The sequence below is a fragment of the Streptomyces sp. NPDC005374 genome (assembly GCF_042872225.1).
Classification (GTDB): domain Bacteria; phylum Actinomycetota; class Actinomycetes; order Streptomycetales; family Streptomycetaceae; genus Streptomyces.
On record NZ_JBIAKA010000021.1, the window covers coordinates 196615 to 217042 of the forward strand.

Annotated in this window: 17 protein-coding genes and 1 tRNA gene; 11 read left to right on the top strand and 7 right to left on the bottom strand. The window is 70.0% G+C overall.

What is annotated here, in order from left to right; genetic code table 11:
• Positions 1-169: 169 nt before the first annotated feature.
• Positions 170-1732: a fibronectin type III domain-containing protein gene (locus tag ACFYRX_RS39940; RefSeq protein ID WP_389111284.1), complete on the bottom strand. Its 1563-nt coding sequence runs from the start codon at positions 1730-1732 to the stop codon at positions 170-172.
• 186 nt (positions 1733-1918) lie between these two features.
• Between ACFYRX_RS39940 and ACFYRX_RS39945 the strand changes: the two genes are divergently transcribed.
• Positions 1919-2176 (top strand): hypothetical protein, encoded by a 258-nt coding sequence (locus ACFYRX_RS39945; RefSeq protein ID WP_389111287.1) that lies wholly within the window; start codon positions 1919-1921, stop codon positions 2174-2176.
• Between the two features lie 15 nt (positions 2177-2191).
• Positions 2192-4009 (top strand): glutamine--fructose-6-phosphate transaminase (isomerizing), encoded by a 1818-nt coding sequence (gene glmS, locus ACFYRX_RS39950; RefSeq protein ID WP_389111290.1) that lies wholly within the window; start codon positions 2192-2194, stop codon positions 4007-4009.
• 177 nt (positions 4010-4186) lie between these two features.
• Here glmS and ACFYRX_RS39955 read toward each other — a convergent pair whose 3' ends face one another.
• Together ACFYRX_RS39955 and ACFYRX_RS39960 are read right to left on the bottom strand one after the other, a co-directional pair.
• Complete coding sequence (locus ACFYRX_RS39955; protein ID WP_389111292.1) at positions 4187-4753, bottom strand: GPR1/FUN34/YaaH family transporter; 567 nt, start codon at positions 4751-4753, stop codon at positions 4187-4189.
• A gap of 116 nt (positions 4754-4869) precedes the next feature.
• Complete coding sequence (locus tag ACFYRX_RS39960) at positions 4870-5397, bottom strand: universal stress protein (protein ID WP_389111294.1); 528 nt, start codon at positions 5395-5397, stop codon at positions 4870-4872.
• 349 nt (positions 5398-5746) lie between these two features.
• On the opposite strand from ACFYRX_RS39960, the gene ACFYRX_RS39965 reads away from it, so the two are divergent.
• The 4 genes from ACFYRX_RS39965 to ACFYRX_RS39980 all read left to right on the top strand — a co-directional run bounded on the left by ACFYRX_RS39965 (position 5747) and on the right by ACFYRX_RS39980 (position 8518).
• The gene (locus ACFYRX_RS39965) at positions 5747-6052 is read left to right on the top strand and encodes a hypothetical protein (protein ID WP_389111296.1); all 306 of its coding nucleotides are present in this window, start codon (positions 5747-5749) and stop codon (positions 6050-6052) included.
• A 386-nt stretch (positions 6053-6438) separates the two neighbouring features.
• A complete protein-coding gene (locus ACFYRX_RS39970) occupies positions 6439-7665 on the top strand; it encodes a GlxA family transcriptional regulator (protein ID WP_389111299.1) in 1227 nt (408 codons plus the stop codon).
• 100 nt (positions 7666-7765) lie between these two features.
• Positions 7766-8368 (top strand): oligoribonuclease, encoded by a 603-nt coding sequence (gene orn / locus ACFYRX_RS39975; protein ID WP_389111302.1) that lies wholly within the window; start codon positions 7766-7768, stop codon positions 8366-8368.
• Between the two features lie 77 nt (positions 8369-8445).
• Positions 8446-8518, top strand: a tRNA-His gene (locus tag ACFYRX_RS39980).
• Positions 8519-8526: 8 nt separating this feature from the next.
• Here the strand turns inward: ACFYRX_RS39980 and ACFYRX_RS39985 are convergent.
• Complete coding sequence (locus ACFYRX_RS39985; protein WP_389111305.1) at positions 8527-9456, bottom strand: LysR family transcriptional regulator; 930 nt, start codon at positions 9454-9456, stop codon at positions 8527-8529.
• 176 nt (positions 9457-9632) lie between these two features.
• Between ACFYRX_RS39985 and ACFYRX_RS39990 the strand changes: the two genes are divergently transcribed.
• On the top strand, positions 9633-10529 hold the full coding sequence (locus ACFYRX_RS39990) for an SDR family oxidoreductase (RefSeq protein ID WP_389111307.1): 897 nt from the start codon (positions 9633-9635) through the stop codon (positions 10527-10529).
• Between the two features lie 186 nt (positions 10530-10715).
• Here ACFYRX_RS39990 and ACFYRX_RS39995 read toward each other — a convergent pair whose 3' ends face one another.
• A complete protein-coding gene (locus ACFYRX_RS39995; protein ID WP_389111310.1) occupies positions 10716-11771 on the bottom strand; it encodes a LacI family DNA-binding transcriptional regulator in 1056 nt (351 codons plus the stop codon).
• A 369-nt stretch (positions 11772-12140) separates the two neighbouring features.
• On the opposite strand from ACFYRX_RS39995, the gene ACFYRX_RS40000 reads away from it, so the two are divergent.
• The 4 genes from ACFYRX_RS40000 to ACFYRX_RS40015 all read left to right on the top strand — a co-directional run bounded on the left by ACFYRX_RS40000 (position 12141) and on the right by ACFYRX_RS40015 (position 16939).
• Positions 12141-13469, top strand: a complete 1329-nt coding sequence (locus tag ACFYRX_RS40000; RefSeq protein WP_389111312.1) for an ABC transporter substrate-binding protein — start codon at positions 12141-12143, stop codon at positions 13467-13469.
• Positions 13466-14494 (top strand): carbohydrate ABC transporter permease, encoded by a 1029-nt coding sequence (locus ACFYRX_RS40005; RefSeq protein WP_389111314.1) that lies wholly within the window; start codon positions 13466-13468, stop codon positions 14492-14494. The genes ACFYRX_RS40000 and ACFYRX_RS40005 overlap by 4 nt, the downstream gene beginning before the upstream one ends.
• On the top strand, positions 14491-15384 hold the full coding sequence (locus ACFYRX_RS40010; RefSeq protein ID WP_389111316.1) for a carbohydrate ABC transporter permease: 894 nt from the start codon (positions 14491-14493) through the stop codon (positions 15382-15384). Before ACFYRX_RS40005 ends, ACFYRX_RS40010 begins: the two co-directional genes overlap by 4 nt.
• Before the next feature lie 115 nt (positions 15385-15499).
• Positions 15500-16939, top strand: coding sequence for a GH1 family beta-glucosidase (locus ACFYRX_RS40015; RefSeq protein WP_389111319.1), 1440 nt, complete (start codon positions 15500-15502; stop codon positions 16937-16939).
• Positions 16940-17021: 82 nt separating this feature from the next.
• Here ACFYRX_RS40015 and ACFYRX_RS40020 read toward each other — a convergent pair whose 3' ends face one another.
• On the bottom strand, positions 17022-19010 hold the full coding sequence (locus ACFYRX_RS40020; RefSeq protein WP_389111322.1) for a beta-galactosidase: 1989 nt from the start codon (positions 19008-19010) through the stop codon (positions 17022-17024).
• A complete protein-coding gene (locus ACFYRX_RS40025) occupies positions 19007-20320 on the bottom strand; it encodes a glycoside hydrolase family 36 protein (RefSeq protein WP_389111325.1) in 1314 nt (437 codons plus the stop codon). Before ACFYRX_RS40025 ends, ACFYRX_RS40020 begins: the two co-directional genes overlap by 4 nt.
• Positions 20321-20428: the final 108 nt, after the last annotated feature.

Sequence of the window (20428 nt, forward strand, 5' to 3'; positions counted from 1 at the left end):
CTGCGCGCGGTTGTTTTTGGGGTGGGGGGGGGGGGGCCCCCCCCCCCCGGGGGGGGGCGGGGGGGGGGGGGCCCCCCCCCCCCCCCCCCCCCCCCCGCCGTCGACGTACACAGGAAAAAGGACCTGCGACCGGAAATGCCTTCCCCTCCGGTCGCCCCGCCGAGGGCGGCTACTTCGCCTTGCGGGCCACCGTGAAGTGGTCGATGCGGTCACCGGTCTCGGCGATGCCCGACACCTTCAGCTTGGCGTAGTGGCCCCGCGGCGCGGGCTCGACGTCCACGCGCAGGAAGGAGTAGTTGAGGTAGCGCACCCGGGACCAGGTGACGGTCTCGTTGACCTTGCCGTCCTTGGTGTTGATGAAGGAGGCGACGGAGTCGACCTCGTTCAGGTGCCCCTCGTAGGAGTCCGGCGCGGAGAACGCGTACAGGCTGCGGCCGGCCGCGCCCGCGGTGACGTAGACGACGCCCTCGGTCTCGGAGTACGCGGTCTCGCCGATCGGGAGCTTCTTGACGACCTTGTCGCCCTTGATGACGTCGGTGCGCTCGTACTGGTGGTTGTGGCCGTTGATGACCAGGTCCACCGTGTACTTCTCGAACAGCGGCACCCACTCCTGGCGCACACCCCCCTCCGAGGCGTGCGCGGTGGAGGTGCAGTACGCGCAGTGGTGGAAGAACACGACGATGAAGTCGATGTCCTTGGACGCCCGGTACTTCTTCAGCTGCGACTCGAACCACTTGGTCTGGGTGCCGCCGGAGATGCCGAGGTTGGCCGGGATCTCGAAGGAGACGTCGTTCGGGTCGAGCGAGATGATCGCCGTGTTGCCGTGGACGAAGGAGTAGACGCCTGGCAGGTGCTTCTTGTCCGGCCCGTTGTCGGGGAGCGTGAAACGGGCCTCCTCGCCGCCGTAGCCGTTGGGCGAGTACCAGGCCTCCATGTCGTGGTTGCCGAAGCTGACCATCCACGGCACGGACTTGGCGACCGACTCGGTCTGCGCGAGGAACTGGTCCCAGGTGCGCGAGTCGAAGACGGTGTCGGTGTCCTTGCCCTGACCGGCCGGGTCCGCGTAGGCGATGTCGCCGGCGTGCAGGTGGAAGGACGGGTTCTGGCCGAGGATCAGGCTGTCGTTGGCGAGCGCGTGGTAGCTCACGCCCTGGTCGCCGAAGGCCGTGAAGGTGAACGGCTTCTTGTGGGCGGGCGCGGTGGTGAAGGTGCCCAGGGTGCCGGCCAGGTGCGGCTCGGCCGGGTCGAAGCCCTGGTGGCCGACGCCGTAGTAGTACGTCCGGCCCGGCCGCAGGTGGGTCAGCTTGGCGTGGACGTAGTACTGCGTGTGGTCGCCGCTCGCGCCGACACCGGCGGGCGTGTACAGGCTGCGTACCTCGGCCTCGATCTTGTGCGAGAGGTCCCAGGGGTGGGCACCGATGCGGACGAAGGGCTTCTTGACCGCGACCGGGACCTGCCACGAGATCGTCATCTCGGTGCGGGCGTCGGTGCCGAAGGCGAGGTGGCGCCCGAAGGGGGCGACCAGGGAGCCGTCGACGGTGGCGGCGGAGGCGAAGGTCCGGGTGGGGGTGGCGGCCTGGGCGACGGCGCCCGGGACGAACGCACCGCCCGCGACGGCGCCCAGCGTGACGGCACCGCCCCTGATCATGTTGCGCCGCGAGAATCTCGCGCGCAGGTACTCGTGCTGTTCGGCCATGCTCATGCGCTCGGCGAGCTGGTCCGGTACTCCCATGCGAGGAATGTCCATGGCGTCTGAAACTCGTCTCCTTGAGCGACGGCCCGCAGGACGCCGTATGGACAGTCCGCGAACAGCCACTCATGAGAGCTTCAATGTTCGCCCAAGGCTTTCTAACAGGCCGTTGCCCGAAATCGGGCAGATTTCTTGCGTAACCCGCCGACGTCCCTCAGGATCTACCGGGTGCACGACGAACTCGTTGATCATCTGACGCGGTCCACGCCCCTGAGCCGGGGCGAGGCGCTGCGGGTGATCCAGGACGTGCTCGCCTACTTCGACGAGACGACCGCGGAGTTCGTCCGTCGCCGCCACCGTGAACTCCAGGCCCAGGGCCTGGTCAACGCGGAGATCTTCGGACGGATCGAGGCGGATCTGAAATACCGGGCGGTGGCCCCGCCGGAGCTTACGCTCAGGCAACTGCGCCGCATTGTCTACGGCTGAGGGATATCTAACTCAATGTGCGGAATCGTCGGATACATCGGGAAGCGTGACGTCGCCCCCCTGCTCCTGGAGGGCCTGCAGCGCCTGGAGTACCGCGGCTACGACTCGGCGGGCATCGTCGTCACCTCGCCGAAGACGGCGGGCCTGAGGATGGTCAAGGCCAAGGGCCGGGTGCGTGACCTGGAGGCCAGGGTCCCGGCCCGCTTCAAGGGCACGACCGGCATCGCGCACACCCGCTGGGCCACCCACGGCGCCCCCTCCGACGTCAACGCCCACCCGCACATGTCGGCCGACAGCAAGGTCGCCGTCGTCCACAACGGCATCATCGACAACGCCTCCGACCTGCGGCGCAAGCTGGAGGCGGACGGCGTCGAGTTCCTCTCCGAGACCGACACCGAGGTCCTCGTCCACCTCATCGCGCGCTCCCAGGCGGAGAAGCTGGAGGACAAGGTCCGCGACACCCTGCGGGTGATCGAGGGCACCTACGGCATCGCCGTGATGCACGCCGACTTCAACGACCGCATCGTGGTGGCCCGCAACGGCTCCCCGGTCGTCCTCGGCATCGGCGAGAAGGAGATGTTCGTCGCCTCGGACATCGCCGCGCTGGTCACCCACACGCGGCAGATCGTGACGCTCGACGACGGCGAGATGGCCACCCTCAAGGCCGACGACTTCCGCACCTACACGACGGAGGGCACCCGCACCACGGCCGAGCCCACCACCGTCGAGTGGGAGGCCGCCTCCTACGACATGGGCGGCCACGACACCTACATGCACAAGGAGATCCACGAGCAGGCCGACGCCGTGGACCGCGTCCTGCGCGGCCGCATCGACGACCGCTTCTCCACCGTGCACCTGGGCGGCCTCAACCTGGACGCCCGCGAGGCCCGCCAGATCCGCCGGGTGAAGATCCTCGGCTGCGGCACCTCGTACCACGCGGGCATGATCGGCGCCCAGATGATCGAGGAGCTGGCCCGTATCCCCGCGGACGCCGAGCCGGCCTCGGAGTTCCGCTACCGCAACGCGGTCGTCGACCCCGACACGCTCTACATCGCGGTCTCCCAGTCCGGTGAGACCTACGACGTCCTCGCGGCCGTCCAGGAGTTGAAGCGCAAGGGCGCCCGGGTCCTCGGCGTCGTGAACGTGGTGGGCTCGGCGATCGCCCGCGAGGCGGACGGCGGCATCTACGTGCACGCGGGCCCGGAGGTCTGCGTGGTCTCCACGAAGTGCTTCACCAACACGACGGTCGCCTTCGCGCTCCTCGCCCTGCACCTGGGCCGCACCCGGGACCTCTCCGTCCGCGACGGCAAGCGGATCATCGAGGGCCTGCGCAGGCTGCCCGCGCAGATCACCGAGATGCTGGAGCAGGAGGAGCACATCAAGAAGCTGGCCGAGCAGTACGCCGAGGCCCGCTCGATGCTCTTCATCGGCCGCGTCCGGGGCTACCCGGTGGCCCGCGAGGCCTCCCTGAAGCTGAAGGAGGTCTCGTACATCCATGCCGAGGCCTACCCCGCCTCCGAGCTCAAGCACGGCCCCCTGGCCCTCATCGAGCCCGCCCTGCCCACGGTCGCGATCGTCCCGAACGACGACCTCCTGGAGAAGAACCGCGCCGCCCTGGAGGAGATCAAGGCCCGCAGCGGCAGGATCCTGGCGGTGGCCCACCAGCACCAGGAGAAGGCCGACGAGACGATCCTGGTCCCCAAGAACGAGGACGAACTCGACCCCATCCTGATGGGCATCCCCCTCCAACTCCTCGCCTACCACACGGCCTTGGCCCTGGGCAGGGACATCGACAAGCCGAGGAACCTCGCGAAGTCGGTAACAGTGGAGTAGCCGGCTACCTGGAGGGCCGCCCCGAAGGGGCGCCCTCCAGGGGCGCGGGGAACTGCGCGACCAGCCCCCACGCACCCGCAGAGGCCACCCAACGGAACGGACCCCCACGTGATGCCACCTGGCACGGGGGGTCCGCCTCAGTCGCCGGGGAACCGCCCAACTCCCCAGCCCGCGCAGCTAACCGGTGGCCGTCACGCCCCGGCCGGCCGCACGCCTCGGAAGCACCGTCGGCCAGTGGGCCAGCGCCGCTGTCGCCGCGTACCAGGAAACCGCCCCCGCGGCGACGGCGAACCAGCCCCCGACCTTGCCCAGCCCGTCGTTGCCCGCGAACACACCGACCGCGAGCAGCACGAGGGAGACGAAGAACAACCCGTAGGTCCCCTGCGCGAGTTGGTCCCCGCCGGCGAGGGCGAGAGACAGCGCCACGAGGGCGAACAGCAACAGGAACAACCCCGCCGCGTTGGCGGAGACCTGCTGGTCCGCCGATACGGCCCACGTGAACCACAGGGCCCCGAGCGCCGAGAACGCCGTACCGCCGACGGAGTCGCCGTCGCGGAAGGCGAGCAGTCCTGCGACGAAGAGGGCAACGCCCCCCACGTACTGGGCGATTGACACGGCATCAGCCGCCGTCACGCCGTTGATCACATCGGTGTGGCCGAGTCCGAACGCCAACAGGGTGATACCCAGGGCCAGTCGGCCGACCACGGTGGTGGTCGCGATTCCCGCGGAGACGTCTTTGTCCACGGCGGGCTCCCTTCGTGCGTGTGCAGTTGTGCGGTGACCGATATATGCCCTTCACAAGGGCACAAACACCTCTGCGCACGAGGAAATTCGCTCATCCCACCTGGGAGAACGGCGAGTTACGGAATCACAATGACGGGCCGCTTCGCCCGCTTGGCGAGCCGTCCCGCGACGGACCCGAAGATGCGTCCCACGAGGCCGTGGGTGGAGCCGACGACGATCGCGTCCGCCTCGTACTCCCGCCCGACCTCCTCGAGTTCGTGGCAGATGTCCCCGCCGCGCTCGACGAGGATCCAGGGCACCTCGGACAGGTACTCGGCACAGGCGAGCTCCAGACCGAGCACCTCGGTGCGGTGGTCCGGCACGTCGACGAAGACCGGTGGCTCGCAGCCGGCCCAGACGGTGGTGGGCAGCCGGTTCGCGACATGGACGATGATCAGGCCCGAGCCGGAGCGATGGGCCATGCCGATCGCGTACGCGAGGGCACGCTCGCTGGAGGTGGAGCCGTCGAACCCGACGACGACGCCGTGCTTGAAGGCGGGGTCGCAGGAGTGGCGTGGCTCTTCCGCCGCCAGGGGCTCGGCCGCCGTGGGGTCGGCGACAGGCCGCTTGCGGTCCGCTGGTTCGAAGAATTCGTGACCGGCCATAGCTGTCTCGGCGTTGTGATCCTTATACGGAAGGGACGACAGTGTGCGGCGGAGCTGTGTCCGGGAATCATCTTCCCAAGCCCATACCCCCAAGGGTACGGCTGCAAGCCTCCTTGGCCCAGATCCCGCCCTCGGAGCGTGGGGGTTCCAGGGAGCATGCACGAGGGGGCGCCCGTAACGCAATGGTTGCTGCGCTGTACAGGCGGTTTGCACAGGATTCACGTGCCCGGTCCTGCGCCCGGACCGGACCCGTGCCCACCGAACGGCCCCTCGACACAGTGACCGACCGGTCGAACGCGCGTTGACCCCCGTGAGCCACGCCGCGGGGAGACGCCACAGGGAGCACACGATGACCGGACACCGACCGCCCTCCGAGGACTCCACCACGGACGTGGTCCGCTGGGCGGCCTTCAGCTGCGTCCTGGTCCCCGTGGTCCTCGTCCTGTACGGCACCTCGCTCGCCGGCGCCACGGGCACCGCGCTCGGCCTCGCCGCCGTCACGGCCGTCTGCCGTATCCTCCTGCGCCAGTCGGAGCGCGGCGCGGCCCGGCTGGCGCAGGAGGAACGGGCGCCCCACCGTGGCCGCCATCACAGGAGCGGCACCGGGGCCCGTCGAGGCGGTCGTCACACCGGGGGAAACACACCGGTCGACTGACCGGTTTCCATACCCTGGGCCGACTCTTTTCAGCCAACTTCCGCGTTCCGCGTGTCCCTTGGTCCAACCACCCTCCAACCCCCGTTCCACCTGCACGGATAGGGTCTCCTGGGCCCTGCGCACCCTACGTGGATTAGCCACTGACACAAGGCGCACTTCCCTGCACGGCCCACGAGTGCAACGCTTCGTGATCGAATGCTTTACGCCAAGTTGCCAAGTCGACAATGTGCCGGATGACGAACTGGTCACGCCGACACCACGGGACACAGTAGATTCGATCTTGACGTCTTACGGCGGGGGACTCGTGCAGGACCGAGGGGAAACGTGCTGGAGCGACATGCCCGACAAGTTAGGGGCGCCGCGACCACCGAGGGGGGCTTAGCAGTATGAGCCACGACTCCACTGCCGCGCCGGAAGCCGCGGCCCGGAAGCTTTCCGGGCGACGCCGCAAGGAGATCGTCGCGGTGCTGCTGTTCAGCGGCGGCCCCATCTTCGAGAGTTCCATACCACTGTCGGTGTTCGGGATCGACCGCCAGGACGCCGGCGTGCCCCGCTACCGCCTACTGGTGTGCGGCGGCGAAGAAGGCCCGCTGCGGACCACAGGGGGCCTGGAACTCACCGCGCCACATGGCCTGGAAGCGATCGCACGCGCGGGCACGGTCGTCGTGCCGGCCTGGCGCTCGATCACCTCACCGCCACCGGAGGACGCGCTCGACGCACTGCGCCGGGCGCACGAGGAGGGCGCTCGCATCGTAGGACTGTGCACCGGCGCCTTCGTCCTGGCCGCGGCCGGCCTGCTGGACGGCCGGCCCGCGACGACACACTGGATGTACGCGCCGACGCTGGCCAAGCGCTATCCGTCGGTGCACGTGGATCCACGAGAACTCTTCGTGGACGACGGCGACGTACTGACCTCGGCCGGAACCGCGGCCGGAATCGACCTCTGTCTCCACATCGTGCGGACGGACCACGGCAACGAGGCGGCCGGCGCGCTGGCCCGCCGTCTGGTGGTCCCGCCGCGCCGCTCGGGCGGCCAGGAGCGCTACCTCGACAGGTCTTTACCAGAGGAGATCGGCGCCGACCCGCTCGCCGAGGTCGTCGCCTGGGCGCTGGAGCACCTCCACGAGCAGTTCGACGTGGAGACGCTGGCGGCGCGGGCGTACATGAGCCGTCGTACGTTCGACCGCCGGTTCCGCTCGCTGACGGGTTCGGCCCCCCTCCAGTGGCTGATCACGCAGCGGGTGCTGCAGGCACAGCGGTTGCTGGAGACGTCGGACTACTCGGTGGACGAGGTCGCGGGCCGCTGCGGCTTCCGCTCACCGGTGGCACTGCGCGGGCACTTCCGGCGACAGCTGGGTTCGTCCCCGGCCGCATACCGGGCCGCGTACCGGGCACGCCGTCCGCAGAGCGAGAAGCCTGTGGAGAGCGACGGTTCGATGGGGGGCCCGACGGGTCCCGCGCCCAGCGCGCCCGTGCCGCTGCATCCGGAGGGCGGCCCGGTCCCACTGCAGACCCGGCGCACCCCGGCTCCCGTGGGCCCGCCCTCGGAGAACGGCCGCGAGCTGTACGTCGGCAGCCGGGCGAGCCTGCCTGGGCAGCGCAGCGGAATGTGACGTCCTGACGCCGGGCGGGCCACCGGGCCCGCCCGGTGTTCCGGGTGCCCGACGCCGACGCGGGGCACCCAAAAGCGGACGTCAGCCTTAGGGTGTTCGCATGAACGATCGCATGGTGTGGATCGACTGCGAGATGACCGGCCTCTCGCTGTCCGACGACGCGCTCATCGAGGTTGCCGCCCTCGTCACCGACTCCGAGCTCAACGTGCTCGGCGACGGTGTGGACATCGTCATCCGCCCGCCGGACCAGGCGTTGGAGACGATGCCGGAGGTGGTGCGTCAGATGCACACCGCGTCCGGACTGCTCGACGAGCTGTCCGGCGGCACGACGCTCGCCGACGCCGAGGAGCAGGTGCTCTCCTACGTCCGCGAACACGTCAAGGAACCCGGCAAGGCGCCCCTGTGCGGCAACTCCGTCGGCACGGACCGCGGTTTCCTCCTCCGTGACATGGCCGCCCTGGAGAGCTACCTCCACTACCGGATCGTGGACGTCAGCTCCGTCAAGGAGCTCGCCCGGCGCTGGTATCCGCGGGCCTACTTCAACAGCCCGGACAAGAACGGCAACCACCGCGCCCTCGCCGACATCCGCGAGTCCATCGCCGAACTGCGCTACTACCGTGAGGCGATCTTCGTCCCGCAGCCCGGACCCGACTCCGACACGGCGAAGACGATCGCCGCCAAGCACGTCCTGCCTGGGCGGTAAAAGCCGGGCGCGAGCACCCCTTCAGACCCTGTACACTTTTTCTCGGCCGGTCGGAGAGATCCGAACAGCCGAACATGGTGGGTGTAGCTCAGTTGGTAGAGCACCTGGTTGTGGTCCAGGTGGCCGCGGGTTCAAGTCCCGTCACTCACCCTGATCCTTCAGCGGGTGACCTTGGAGACAAGGTCACCCGCTGAAGTCGTTTCAGGGGCCGGGTCCGTGCCGGGGGCGGTGAGGAAGGTCCGCGCGGCCTTGCGGAAGGCCCCGACCAGCCGGCTCCGGTCCTCGGCGCGGGTCGCGAGGACGACATGGGCCGGCTCGACACCGTGCAGCGGGACCGCGGTGACGTCGGGACGGAGCGCACCGGCCCGGGGCAACGCCATGATGGCCAGGGCCTGTCCGGAGGCCACGAGTTCGAACTTGTCCTCCAGGGCGCCGGCCAGCGGACCGTCGGGTGCCGGGCGGCCGTCCGGACGCGGGTCGATGCGCCAGTACGCGTTCCAGGCCGAGTCGGCCACCCGCACCAGCGGCTCGTCGGCGATGTCGTCCAGAGTGACGGACTCCTTGCCGGCGAGGCGATGGCCGACCGGGAGCACCAGCACCCGCGGCTCGCCGTAGAGGACCGTCACCTGCACCCCGTCGGTCGGGAAGGGCAGCCGGGTCACCAGGACGTCGATCCTGAGCTCGGGCAGGGCCGTCGTCCGCTCGCCCCAGGCGATGTGCGCGGTCCGTACGTCGGCGTCCGGGAAGCGCGCACGCAATGCGCGCACCGCCGGGGTGACGATGATGCCCGTCGTGTACCCGATGGTGATCCGGCTCGGCTCGGCGGCCGCCCGGGTGAGGGTCGCCGCCTGTGCCGCCGAGCGCAGCAGCGCCTTCGCACGGGGCAGGAAGACCTCCCCCGCCTCGGTGAGCCTGCTGCCCTGCGGGGTCCGCTCCAGCAGCCGCGCGCCCAGCTCCTGTTCCAGCCGCTGGATCTGCCGGCTCAGCGACGGCTGGGTGATGTGCAGCGCGTCGGCGGCCCGGCCGAAGTGCCGGTGCTCGGCGACGGCCGTGAAGTACCGGACCAGGCGCAGGTCGAGGTCGGTCATGTCTGAAGCGTACCCCCGGACCGACGGCCGTTTTCCTGACGTAAGCCTTCCACCTGCGGTGATGCCTGTTCCGTATTGCGCCATGCGGAACAGGCTTTGGACTCGGTAAGCCCCTCCTCGCACGCTGAACGCATCACCTTTCGTCACCACTCGTCACAGCGAAGCGAAGGATCACCATGCGTGTATTCGTCACCGGCGCCTCCGGATTCATCGGTTCCGCCGTCACCCGTGAGCTTCTCGGCGCCGGGCACGAGGTGCTGGGCCTGGCCCGTTCGGACCGGGCCGAGGAGGCTCTCAAGGCCGCGGGGGCGCAGGTGCACCGCGGCGACCTGAACGACCTCGACAGTCTGCGCCGGGGGGCCGAAGCGACCGACGGCGTCGCCCATCTCGCGTTCATCCACGACTTCACGAACCTGTCCGCCTCCGGGGAGGCCGACCTCAGGGCGATCGAGGCCATGGGGGATGTCCTCGAAGGCACCGGCAAACCCCTCGTGGTCACCTCGGGGCTGCTGACCGCGCCCGGGCGCCTCGGCACGGAGGAGGACCCGGCCGATCCGGACTCCCCCGCCAAACACCGGCACGCCTCGGAGTTCGCGACGCTCGCGCTGGCCGAACGCGGGGTGAGCTCCTCGCTGCTGCGGCTGCCGCCGACCGTGCACGGCGAGGGCGACACCGGCTTCGTGCCCAGGTTCATCGACATCGCCCGCGACAAGGGCGTCTCGGCCATGGTGGGCGACGGCACCAACCTCTGGCCGGCCGTCCACCGGCTCGACGCGGCCCGCCTGTTCCGGCTGGCCCTGGAGGCGGCACCGGCGGGCGTACGGCTGCACGCGATCGGGGACGAGGGGGTGCCGCTCCGCGACATCGCGGAGACCATCGGGCGGGGTCTGGACGTGCCGGTCGTGAGCCTGACCGCCGAGCAGGCGACGGACCACTTCGGCTGGCTCGGCCGCTTCGCCTCCGTCGGCATGCGGGCCTCCAGCGCACTCACCCGCAAGCTGCTCGACTGGCGGCCGGAGCACCCGGCGCTGATCCCGGACCTGGAAGCGGGCCACTACTTCAAGAGGAGCTGAGCCGACCGGCTACGACACCGGATGCCGGCCCGCGTCCTGTTTGCGGAAGGTACGGAACGCTTCGCCCACGGCCCCCGGGGCGGCCGCGGGCGGTGATCCTTGCGTTCAACCTCTTGACGCTGCCGGGCGTGGCTCGCTGTCCGGCCGTCGGGACCCGAAGCCGCCGTTCGACCCGTGGCCGCCTGCTCAGGACGACGCCCGCTCCACCAGTTCCGTGGCCAGTACCACCTGTCGGCGTTCCAGCCCCCGGGAGACCGCCGGACGGCGGTCCGCGATCTCGGAGAGGAGGAGGTCGATCATGCGGCGGCCCATCTCCTCGATGGGCTGGCGGACGCTGGTGAGGGGCGGGTCCATGTGGCGCGCTATGGCCGAGTCGTCGTAGCCGATCAGGGCCACGTCGGAGGGGATGCTCCGGCCCTCCTCGCGCAGGACCTGGCGGGCGCCCGCCGCCATGACGTCCGAGCCGGCGAAGACCGCGTCCAGGTCCGGGCGGCGGGCCAGCAGTCTCGTCATCGCTCGACGGCCGCCCTCCTCGGTGAAGTCGCCGGGCTCGATCAGCCGCTCGTCCGCCTCGTGGCCCGCGTCGAGCAACGCGTCGCGGTAGCCGTCGACGCGGCGCTGGGCGCCGTACACGTCGAGGCGCCCTGTGATGTGGGCGATCGTGCGGCGGCCGCCGGAGAGCAGGTGCTCCACGGCGGAGCGGCCGCCGCCGTAGTTGTCGGAGTCCACCGAGGGAAGCGTCTCTCCGGCCGAGCGCGGGCCGCTGATCACCGCCGGGATCTCCAGCTGGGCCAGCATGTCGGGGAGCGGGTCGTCGGCGTGGACGGAGACCAGCAGGACGCCGTCGACCCGGTGCGCGGCCAGGTACTGGGCAAGCCGGCGGCGTTCGCGGTCGCTACCCGCGAAGATCAGCAGGAGCTGCATCTCGGTGTCGGAGATCTCGGCGCCGACGCCCTTGAGCATGTCCGAGAAGTACGGCTCCGCGAAGAACCGCGTCTCCGGCTCGGGCACGACCAGCGCGATCGCGTCCGTGCGGTTGGCCGCCAGGGCGCGTGCGGCCGTGTTCGGGACGTACCCGAGCTCCGCCACCGCCGCCTCGACCGCCGCGCGGGTGGCGTCGCTGACCCGGGGCGAGCCGTTGATCACCCGGGACACGGTCCCCCGGCCGACGCCGGCGCGCGCGGCGACCTCCTCGAGGGTGGGCCGGCCACCGCTCCGGCTCCGCGCTCCGTGGCTTGCCATGGGCTCCGCCTTCCCGCCGTTTTCTTGACGCTGGCCTGGAATTTAACAGTCCCGCCTGTTCCAGTGGTCGTCGCGGGGGCTGCCGCCCCCACACCGCCGCTTCGGCCCGAAGGGCCTCGTCCTCAATCGCCGGACGGGCTGAGGTGGGTCCAGTTAACGGGCTGATAACTGAACGCATCTCTCCGCGTCGACTCCCTTGACACCCTCGCTCCGACCCGCGAACCTTCAACACATCACTTGTGGGAGCGCTCCCACGGTACCTGACACATAAACATCCCGCACGTTCCCCGCCCGAGCCGCAGCATGAACGAACGGGCCCAACAACGCAGTTGGCCGGGGGGTCGGCACGTCAGGCAACAGGAGGACGCAATGCGCACGACTACCCGCCGGTCCCACCGGCTGTTGGCACTGGCGGCCGTCGCCGCACTGACCACGGGGGTGCTGGCCGGTTGTGCCGGCGACTCGGACGACGGCGACCCGTCGGGCTCCGGCGACAACGGCGGCGGCGGTGGCAAGACCACGCTGACCGTCGGCACCTTCGGGGTCTTCGGTTACAAGCAGGCCGGTCTGTACGACGAGTACACGAAGCTGCACCCGGACATCACCATCAAGGAGAACGTCACCACCCGTACCGACGTGTACTGGCCGAAGGTCCTCACCCGGCTGCAGGCCGGTTCCGGCACCGACGACATCCAGGCCATCGAGGTCGGCAACATCACCGAGGCCGTGCAGACGCAGAGCTCCAAGTTCGTCGACCTCGGCAAGGACGTCGACAAGTCGCAGTGGCTGGACTGGAAGAACGCCCAGGCCACCACCCCGGACGGCAAGCTCATCGGACTCGGCACCGACATCGGCCCGATGGCGATCTGCTACCGCAAGGACCTGTTCGAGAAGGCCGGTCTGGAGACGGACCGCACCAAGCTCGCCGCGCAGTGGAAGGGCGACTGGAACAAGTACGTCGCTCTCGGCAAGGACTACATGAAGAAGGCGCCGAGCGGCACCAAGTTCGTGGACTCCGCCTCCTCCGTGTACAACGCGGTCCTCAACGGCGAGAGCGAGCGCTACTACGACAAGAGCGGCAAGGTCGTCTGGGACAAGTCCGCCGGCGTGAAGAACGCCTGGAACGTCGCGATGTCCGTGGCGACCAGCAACATGTCGGCGAAGCTCAAGCAGTTCGACAAGCCGTGGGACCAGGGCTACGCGAACGCCTCCTTCGCCACGGTGGCCTGCCCCGCCTGGATGATCGGATACATCCAGGAGAAGTCCGGTGAGTCCGGCAAGGGCAAGTGGGACGTGGCGGCCGCGCCGACCTCGGGCAACTGGGGAGGTTCCTTCATCGGCGTGCCGACGGCGGGCAAGCACCAGAAGGAGGCCATCGCACTGGCCAAGTGGCTGACCGCGCCCGAGCAGCAGGCCAAGGTCTTCGCCAAGCAGGCCAGCTTCCCGTCGACCCCGTCGGCGTACTCGACCCTGAAGCCGGCCGCCGCCACCACGGAGTTCTTCAGCAACGCGCCGATCACGCAGATCTTCTCCGACTCGGCCAAGACGATCCCGGCGCAGATCTTCGGCGTCAAGGACCAGCCGATCAACACCGCGCTGACCGACATCGGCATCCTCCAGGTCGAGCAGAAGGGCAAGACGCCCGACCAGGGCTGGGACGCGGCCACGAACGAGATCAAGGACGTGCTCGGCCAGTGACGAGCTCCAAGCAGGCACTCGCGCATCCCGCGTCGAGCGCCGAGGCCGCGCCCGGCTCCCAGCCGGGCGCGGCCCGGGGCGCTCAAGGTCGCGGTACACCCCCCGAGGGCAAGAGCCCCTGGCGCAGCCGGCTGTACCGCTGGGACATGAAGGCGTCCCCGTACGTGTTCATCGCCCCCTTCTTCGTCATCTTCGGGGCGTTCTCGCTGATCCCGCTGATGTACACGGCCTGGTACTCGCTGCACGACGTGCAGCTGTCCTCGCTGGACACCCAGACCTGGGCGGGCCTGGACAACTACCAGAACCTGCTCAGCTCGGACTTCTTCTGGAACGCCCTCAAGAACACCTTCACCATCGGTGTGATCTCGACGGTGCCGCAGCTGATGGCGGCGATCGGGCTGGCGCACCTGCTCAACTACCGGCTGCGCGGCTCGACCGTGTGGCGGGTCGTGATGCTGACCCCGTACGCCACCTCGGTGGCGGCGGCGACCCTCGTCTTCACGCTGCTGTACTCGTGGGACGGCGGCATGATCAACTGGCTGCTCGACTTCATCGGCATCGATCCGATCAACTGGCGTGAGTCCGACTGGGGTTCACAGTTCGCGGTCTCCTCGATCGTGATCTGGCGGTGGACCGGCTACAACGCGCTGATCTACCTCGCGGCGATGCAGGCGATCCCGGCCGACCTGTACGAGTCGGCGGCGCTCGACGGGGCCAACCGCTGGCAGCAGTTCATCCACGTGACGGTCCCGCAGCTTCGGCCGACCATCCTGTTCACGGTGGTCGTCTCCACCATCGGCGCGACCCAGCTCTTCGGTGAGCCCCTGCTGTTCGGCGGGGTCAGCGGTTCCAAGGGCGGCTCCGAGCACCAGTACCAGACGCTCGGCCTGTACATGTACGACCAGGGCTGGATCATCGGCAACCTCGGCAAGGCGTCCGCGATCGCCTGGTCGATGTTCCTGATCCTGTTGATCATCGCCGCGATCAACCTGCTGGTCACCCGACGTCTGAGGAAGTCCCAATGACCACCAGCGAACTGACGTTGCCTCAGGCGCCCGTGAAGGGGCGCCGGTCCCGTCGGGTGATGGGTGCGGGCAAGCAGCTGCACGCGGGCCCGGTGACCTACCTCGTCCTGACGCTCTTCGCGCTCGTCTCGCTGGCGCCCCTGGTGTGGACGGCGATCGCGGCCTCGCGCACCGACCACAGGCTCGCCGAGACGCCGCCGCCGCTGTGGTTCGGCGGGAACCTGTTCAAGAACATGCAGGCCGCGTGGGACGAGGCCGGTCTCGGGACCGCGATGCTCAACAGCGTGATCGTGGCCGGCGCCATCACGGTCAGCACGGTGCTGTTCTCCACGCTGGCCGGATTCGCCTTCGCCAAACTGCGGTTCAGGTTCTCGGGCTTTCTGCTGCTGCTGACGATCGGCACGATGATGATCCCGCCGCAGCTGGCGGTCGTACCGCTGTATCTGTGGATGGCGGACCTCGGCTGGTCCAACCAGCTCCAGACGGTCATCCTGCCCACCCTCGTGACGGCCTTCGGCACCTTCTTCATGCGGCAGTACCTGGTGCAGGCACTGCCCACCGAGCTGATCGAGGCGGCCCGGGTGGACGGGGCCAGCAGCATCCGGGTCGTGTGGCACGTGGTCTTCCCGGCGGCGCGCCCCGCGATGGCCGTGCTCGGGCTGCTGACCTTCGTGTTCGCCTGGAACGACTTCCTGTGGCCGATCATCGCCCTGAACCAGCAGAACCCGACCGTGCAGGTCGCCCTCAACTCGCTCGGCACCGGCTACGTCCCCGACCAGGCCGTGATCATGGCGGGCGCGCTCCTCGGCACGCTGCCGCTGCTGATCGCCTTCATCCTGTTCGGCAAGCAGATCGTGGGCGGCATCATGCAGGGTGCGATCAAGGGCTGACGCCCCGTCACCCGGCCTTTCCCGTACGTCATTCGGGGCCGAGCCACAGCCGCCTCGGCCCCCTCTTCCTCCTTCCCCCCTCACTCGGCCCCCGACCTTCAATGGGAGCGCTTCCATGCCTGAGTCCGCAACGCCGGCGACCCCGGTGACCTTTCCCCCCGCCTTCCTCTGGGGCGCGGCGACCTCCGCGTACCAGATCGAGGGGGCGGTGCGGGAGGACGGCCGTACGCCCTCCATCTGGGACACCTTCAGCCACACTCCCGGCAAGACCTCGGGCGGTGAGCACGGTGACATCGCTGTCGACCACTACCACCGCTACCGCGACGACGTGGCGCTCATGGCCGACCTGGGCCTGACGGCGTACCGCTTCTCGGTCTCCTGGTCCCGGGTGCAGCCGACCGGCCGCGGTCCCGCCGTGCAGCGGGGCCTGGACTTCTACCGCCGGCTGGTGGACGAGCTGCTCGCGCACGGCATCAAGCCCGCCGTCACGCTCTACCACTGGGACCTGCCCCAGGAGCTGGAGGACGCGGGCGGCTGGCCGGAGCGCGACACCGCGTACCGCTTCGCCGAGTACGCGCAGATCGTCGGGGAGGCCCTCGGCGACCGGGTGGAGCAGTGGATCACCCTCAACGAGCCCTGGTGCAGCGCCTTCCTGGGCTACGGCTCCGGGGTGCACGCGCCGGGCCGCACGGACCCGGCGGCCTCGCTGAAGGCCGCGCACACGCTCAACCTGGCGCATGGGCTGGGCACTTCGGCGCTGCGGGCATCGATGCCGGCCCGCAACTCGGTGGCGCTCAGCCTCAACTCCTCGGTGGTGCGGCCCTTCTCGCAGGACGCGGCGGACGTGGCGGCGGCGCAGAAGATCGACGACCTCGCCAACGGCGTCTTCCACGGGCCGATCCTGCACGGGGCGTATCCGCAGACGCTGTTCACGGCGACGGAGCTGATCACCGACTGGTCGTTCGTCGAGGACGGCGATCTCGCCCTGATCAACCAGCCGCTCGACGCACTGGGCCTCAACTACTACACGCCCACGCTGGTCTCGGCGGCCGACACGGACACCAGCGGCCCGCGCGCCGACGGCCACGGCGCGAGCAGCCACTCCCCCTGGCCCGGCGCGGACGACGTCACCTTCCACCAGACTCCGGGCGAGCGCACGGAGATGGGCTGGACGATCGACCCGACGGGCCTGCACGACCTGATCATGCGCTACACCCGCGAGGCCCCGGGCCTGCCGCTGTACATCACGGAGAACGGCGCGGCCTACGACGACAAGCCCGACCCCGACGGCCGCGTCCACGACCCGGAGCGGATCGCCTACCTGCACGGCCACCTCGCCGCGGTCCGCGGTGCGATCGCCGACGGCGCGGACGTGCGCGGGTACTACCTGTGGTCCCTGCTGGACAACTTCGAGTGGGCGTACGGCTACGAGAAGCGTTTCGGCGCGGTCTACGTGGACTACACGACGCTGGAACGGACCCCCAAGTCGAGCGCCCTCTGGTACGGCCGGGCAGCCCGCTCGGGCACGCTTCCGGAGGTCCAGAGCATCCAGTAGCCACCACCGGACGGGGGGGCGGGGGCGGGGGGACGGGGCGCGGCAGCCGAGGGGGGTGCCGCGCCCCGCCGTCAGCGACAGCTCAGCGTGCTTCCCGTACGACCACCACATCGCCCGGCGCCACGGTCACCCGGTCGCCGTCGATGCCCTTGCCGCCCAGCAACTCGGTGGCCCGCGCGGCTACTTGTACCGTCGCCTCACGCTCACCGTGGTTGATCAGGAAGAGGTAGTCCGCGTCCTCGCCCCGGCGCAGCACCGCCTCCACGCCCTCCGGCGTCCGACGGACCGGCTCCACGCCCGCCTCCGTGCGGATGCGGTCCAGCAGTGCCGCGAGGGTCTCGGGGTCCGGGTGGGTGGCCAGGTACCAGGCCGTGCCGTCGCCGTGCGGGTGCCGGGTCACCGCCGGGACTCCGGTCAACGGCCCCGAGGTGTACGACGTCACCGCCTCGGCGCCCGCCAGACGGACCCGTTCCGACCACAGCGACGCCGTGCCGCCGCCGTCGAGCGCGACGGTCTCGCCGGGCAGCAGCGGGAACAGCTCGTCCGTGCTGACGCCGAGCGTCTCGCGGAAGGCGCCCGGGTAACCGCCCAGCCGGATATGGCAGTTGGTGTCGACGGCTCCGCTGTGGAAGCCGACGGCGAGGGTGCCGCCGCCCGCCGCGAAGTCGCTGAGGTTGGCCGCCGACGCGTCGTCCACCAGGTACAGGGCGGGGGCCAGGACCAGGCGGTACTGCGACAGGTCCGCCGACGGGTGGACGAAGTCCACGGCCACGCCGGACCGCCACAGCGGCTCGTACCAGGACCGTACGACGTCCAGGTAGCGGACCGACTCACTGGGCTGGGAGGGGAGTTCCAGGGCCCAGCGGGCGTTCCAGTCCCAGGCGACGGCGACCGAGGCCGGGCTCGAGCTGCCCCGGACCTCCGCCAGCGCCTTGAGGTCCGCGCCCAGCGCCACCACGTCACGCCAGATCTGGCTGTCCGTGCCCGCGTGCGGCAGCATCGCCGAGTGCCACTGCTCGGCACCGGCCTTCGCGGCCCGCCACTGGAAGTAGGCGATGCCGTCGGCGCCGCGGGCGACGTGCGCGAGGGCGTTGCGGCGCAACTCCCCCGCCGTCTTGGCCCTGTTGACGGGCTGCCAGTTCACCGCGCCCGTCGAGTGCTCCATCAGCAGCCAGGGGCCGCCGGCCAGCGAGCGCACGAGGTCGCCGCTGAGGGCGATGTCGATCTCCGACTCGGGGTCGGTGGAGCGCAGGTAGTGGTCGTTGGAGACGATGTCCAACTCCGGTGCCCAGCGCCAGTAGTCGAGGGCGTCGAAGTTGTACATCACCATGAAGTTGGTGGTGGCCGGCACCGAGGGGGCCGCTTCCCGCAACACCTCCCGCTCCGCCTTGTACAGCGACAGCAGCTCGTCCGAGCAGAAGCGGCGCCAGTCCAGCTGGTGGGTCGGGTTCGGGACGGCCCCGGTGGCGCGGGGCGGGATGATCTCGTCCCAGTCGTAGTACCACTGGCTCCAGAACGTCGTGCCCCAGGCGTCGTTGAGGGCGTCCAGGTCCCCGTAGCGGGAGCGCAGCCAGCGCCGGAACGACTCGGCGCTCACGTCGCAGTGGCACTCCGGGTTGTGGCAGCCGTACTCGTTGTGGATGTGCCACATCACGACCGCCGGATGGTCCGCGTACCGCGCGGCCAGAGCGCCCGTGATCCGCAGGATGGCCTCGCGGTACGCCGGGTTCGACGGGCAGAACGTCTGGCGGCTGCCGTACGACAGTCTCCTGCCGTCCCTGTCGACCGGCAGCGCCTCGGGGTGCTTGCGGAAGAACCAGGCCGGCGGGGCGGCCGTCGGGGTCGCGAGGTCGGCGGCGATGCCGTTCTCGTGGAGCAGGCCGAGGATCTTGTCGAGGCGCGTGAAGTCGTACTCGCCCTCGCGCGGTTCGAGGAGCGCCCACGCGAAGATGTTGACGCTGACCATGTTCACGCCCGCCTCGCGCATGAGGCGTACGTCCTCGGCCCAGACCTCCTCGGGCCACTGCTCGGGGTTGTAGTCGCCGCCGTAGGCGATGCCCTCGGGGATCATCGGTCAACTCCTCCGAGAAGGCGGCGCGTTGTCTCCACGCCCCACTGGTCCAGGGACAGCAGGCGGTCGCTGGAGGCCATCAGACCGCTGGTGGCCTCCACGTGGGCGGCCCAGCGTTCGCGGGTCTCCACGGACGGGCGGGCCATCAGGCAGTCGGGGTCGTTGACCCAGAACCGGCCGTGCTGCCACTGGCGGCCCACGCCGGTGAACTCGGCCGGGTCCTGGCCCGGTTGGCTGTAGTCGTCGGCCTCGGGGCGTCGGTGCGGGGCCGTGTCGGGGCTGACCCGCATCGCGTCGAACAGGCCGATGGAGGGCAGGACGGGCGCGCCGCAGCCGAGCAGGTAGGCGTCGTCGCCGATCGCCTCGCGGATCAGCTCGATGCCCGCGCGATACGCCTGGAGGGCGTCCTCGGATCCGTGCCGTACGCCTTCCAGGGCGCCCGCGTAGAGGAAGTCGACCTTGAAGTAGTCGTAGCCCTCGGCGCGCAGGGTCCGGAAGACCTCGGTCAGCCAGTCCGCCGCCTCCGGGTGGGTGGTGTCCAGGACGCTCAGGTCGTGGCCCCAGTTGCGGCCGGCGTGCAGGAAGCCGCCGTCGAGATCCTTGACCAGCCAGTCGGGGTGTTCGGCGGCAAGGTCGCTGGCCGGGTCGACCAGGAAGGGGGCGGTCCAGATGCCGGCGCGGCGGCCGCGGGCGCGGATCGCGTCGGCGATGCCCGCGCGGGAGCGGAAGCGGCCGGAGAGGGTGAGCCAGTCGCCGAGGGCCTTCTGGTAGCCGTCGTCGATCTGGACGACGTCGATGGGCAGGTCGAGGGTGTCCATCGCACGGAGGTTCTCGTGGATGTCGTCCTCGGTGACCTCGGTGAAGTACTCGTACCAGGAGCACCAGACGGTGGGCGCCGGGCGCGGGGCCGTGACCCCGAGACCGGCGGCCCACTCGGCCAGCGTCGCCTGGATGTCCGTGCCCGTGAACTCCTTCACCGGACCGTCGGCGCTCACCTCGGCGGTGTCGCCCTCGACGACCAGGCGGATCGAGGGGACGTCACGCGTGGGTTCCGGCGCCGCCCACAGCCGTACCGGCGATCCGTCGCCCGGGTCGAGCGCCAGCAGGCCCTCACCCTGGAAGGTGCCTGCGGGGACGGTGACACCCGGTCGGTAGCAGACCGTCGCCCAGTTGTCGTTCGTCGGGCGGTACGGCTGGTCGCCGAGGGCGTAGGCGCCGCTGGGGCTCCAGGACTGCCAGCCCTCCTCGTGGACGCGGGCCTCGCGCGCGTCCACGGGCACGGCGGCGACCGGGGTGAAGGGGTGGGGCACGGTGGTTCTCTTTCAAGTGAAGGGCGGTCAGCCCTTGTTGGCGCCGAGGGTCAGTCCGCTGACGAACTGGCGCTGGAGCACGAAGTACACGATCAGGGTGGGGATCGC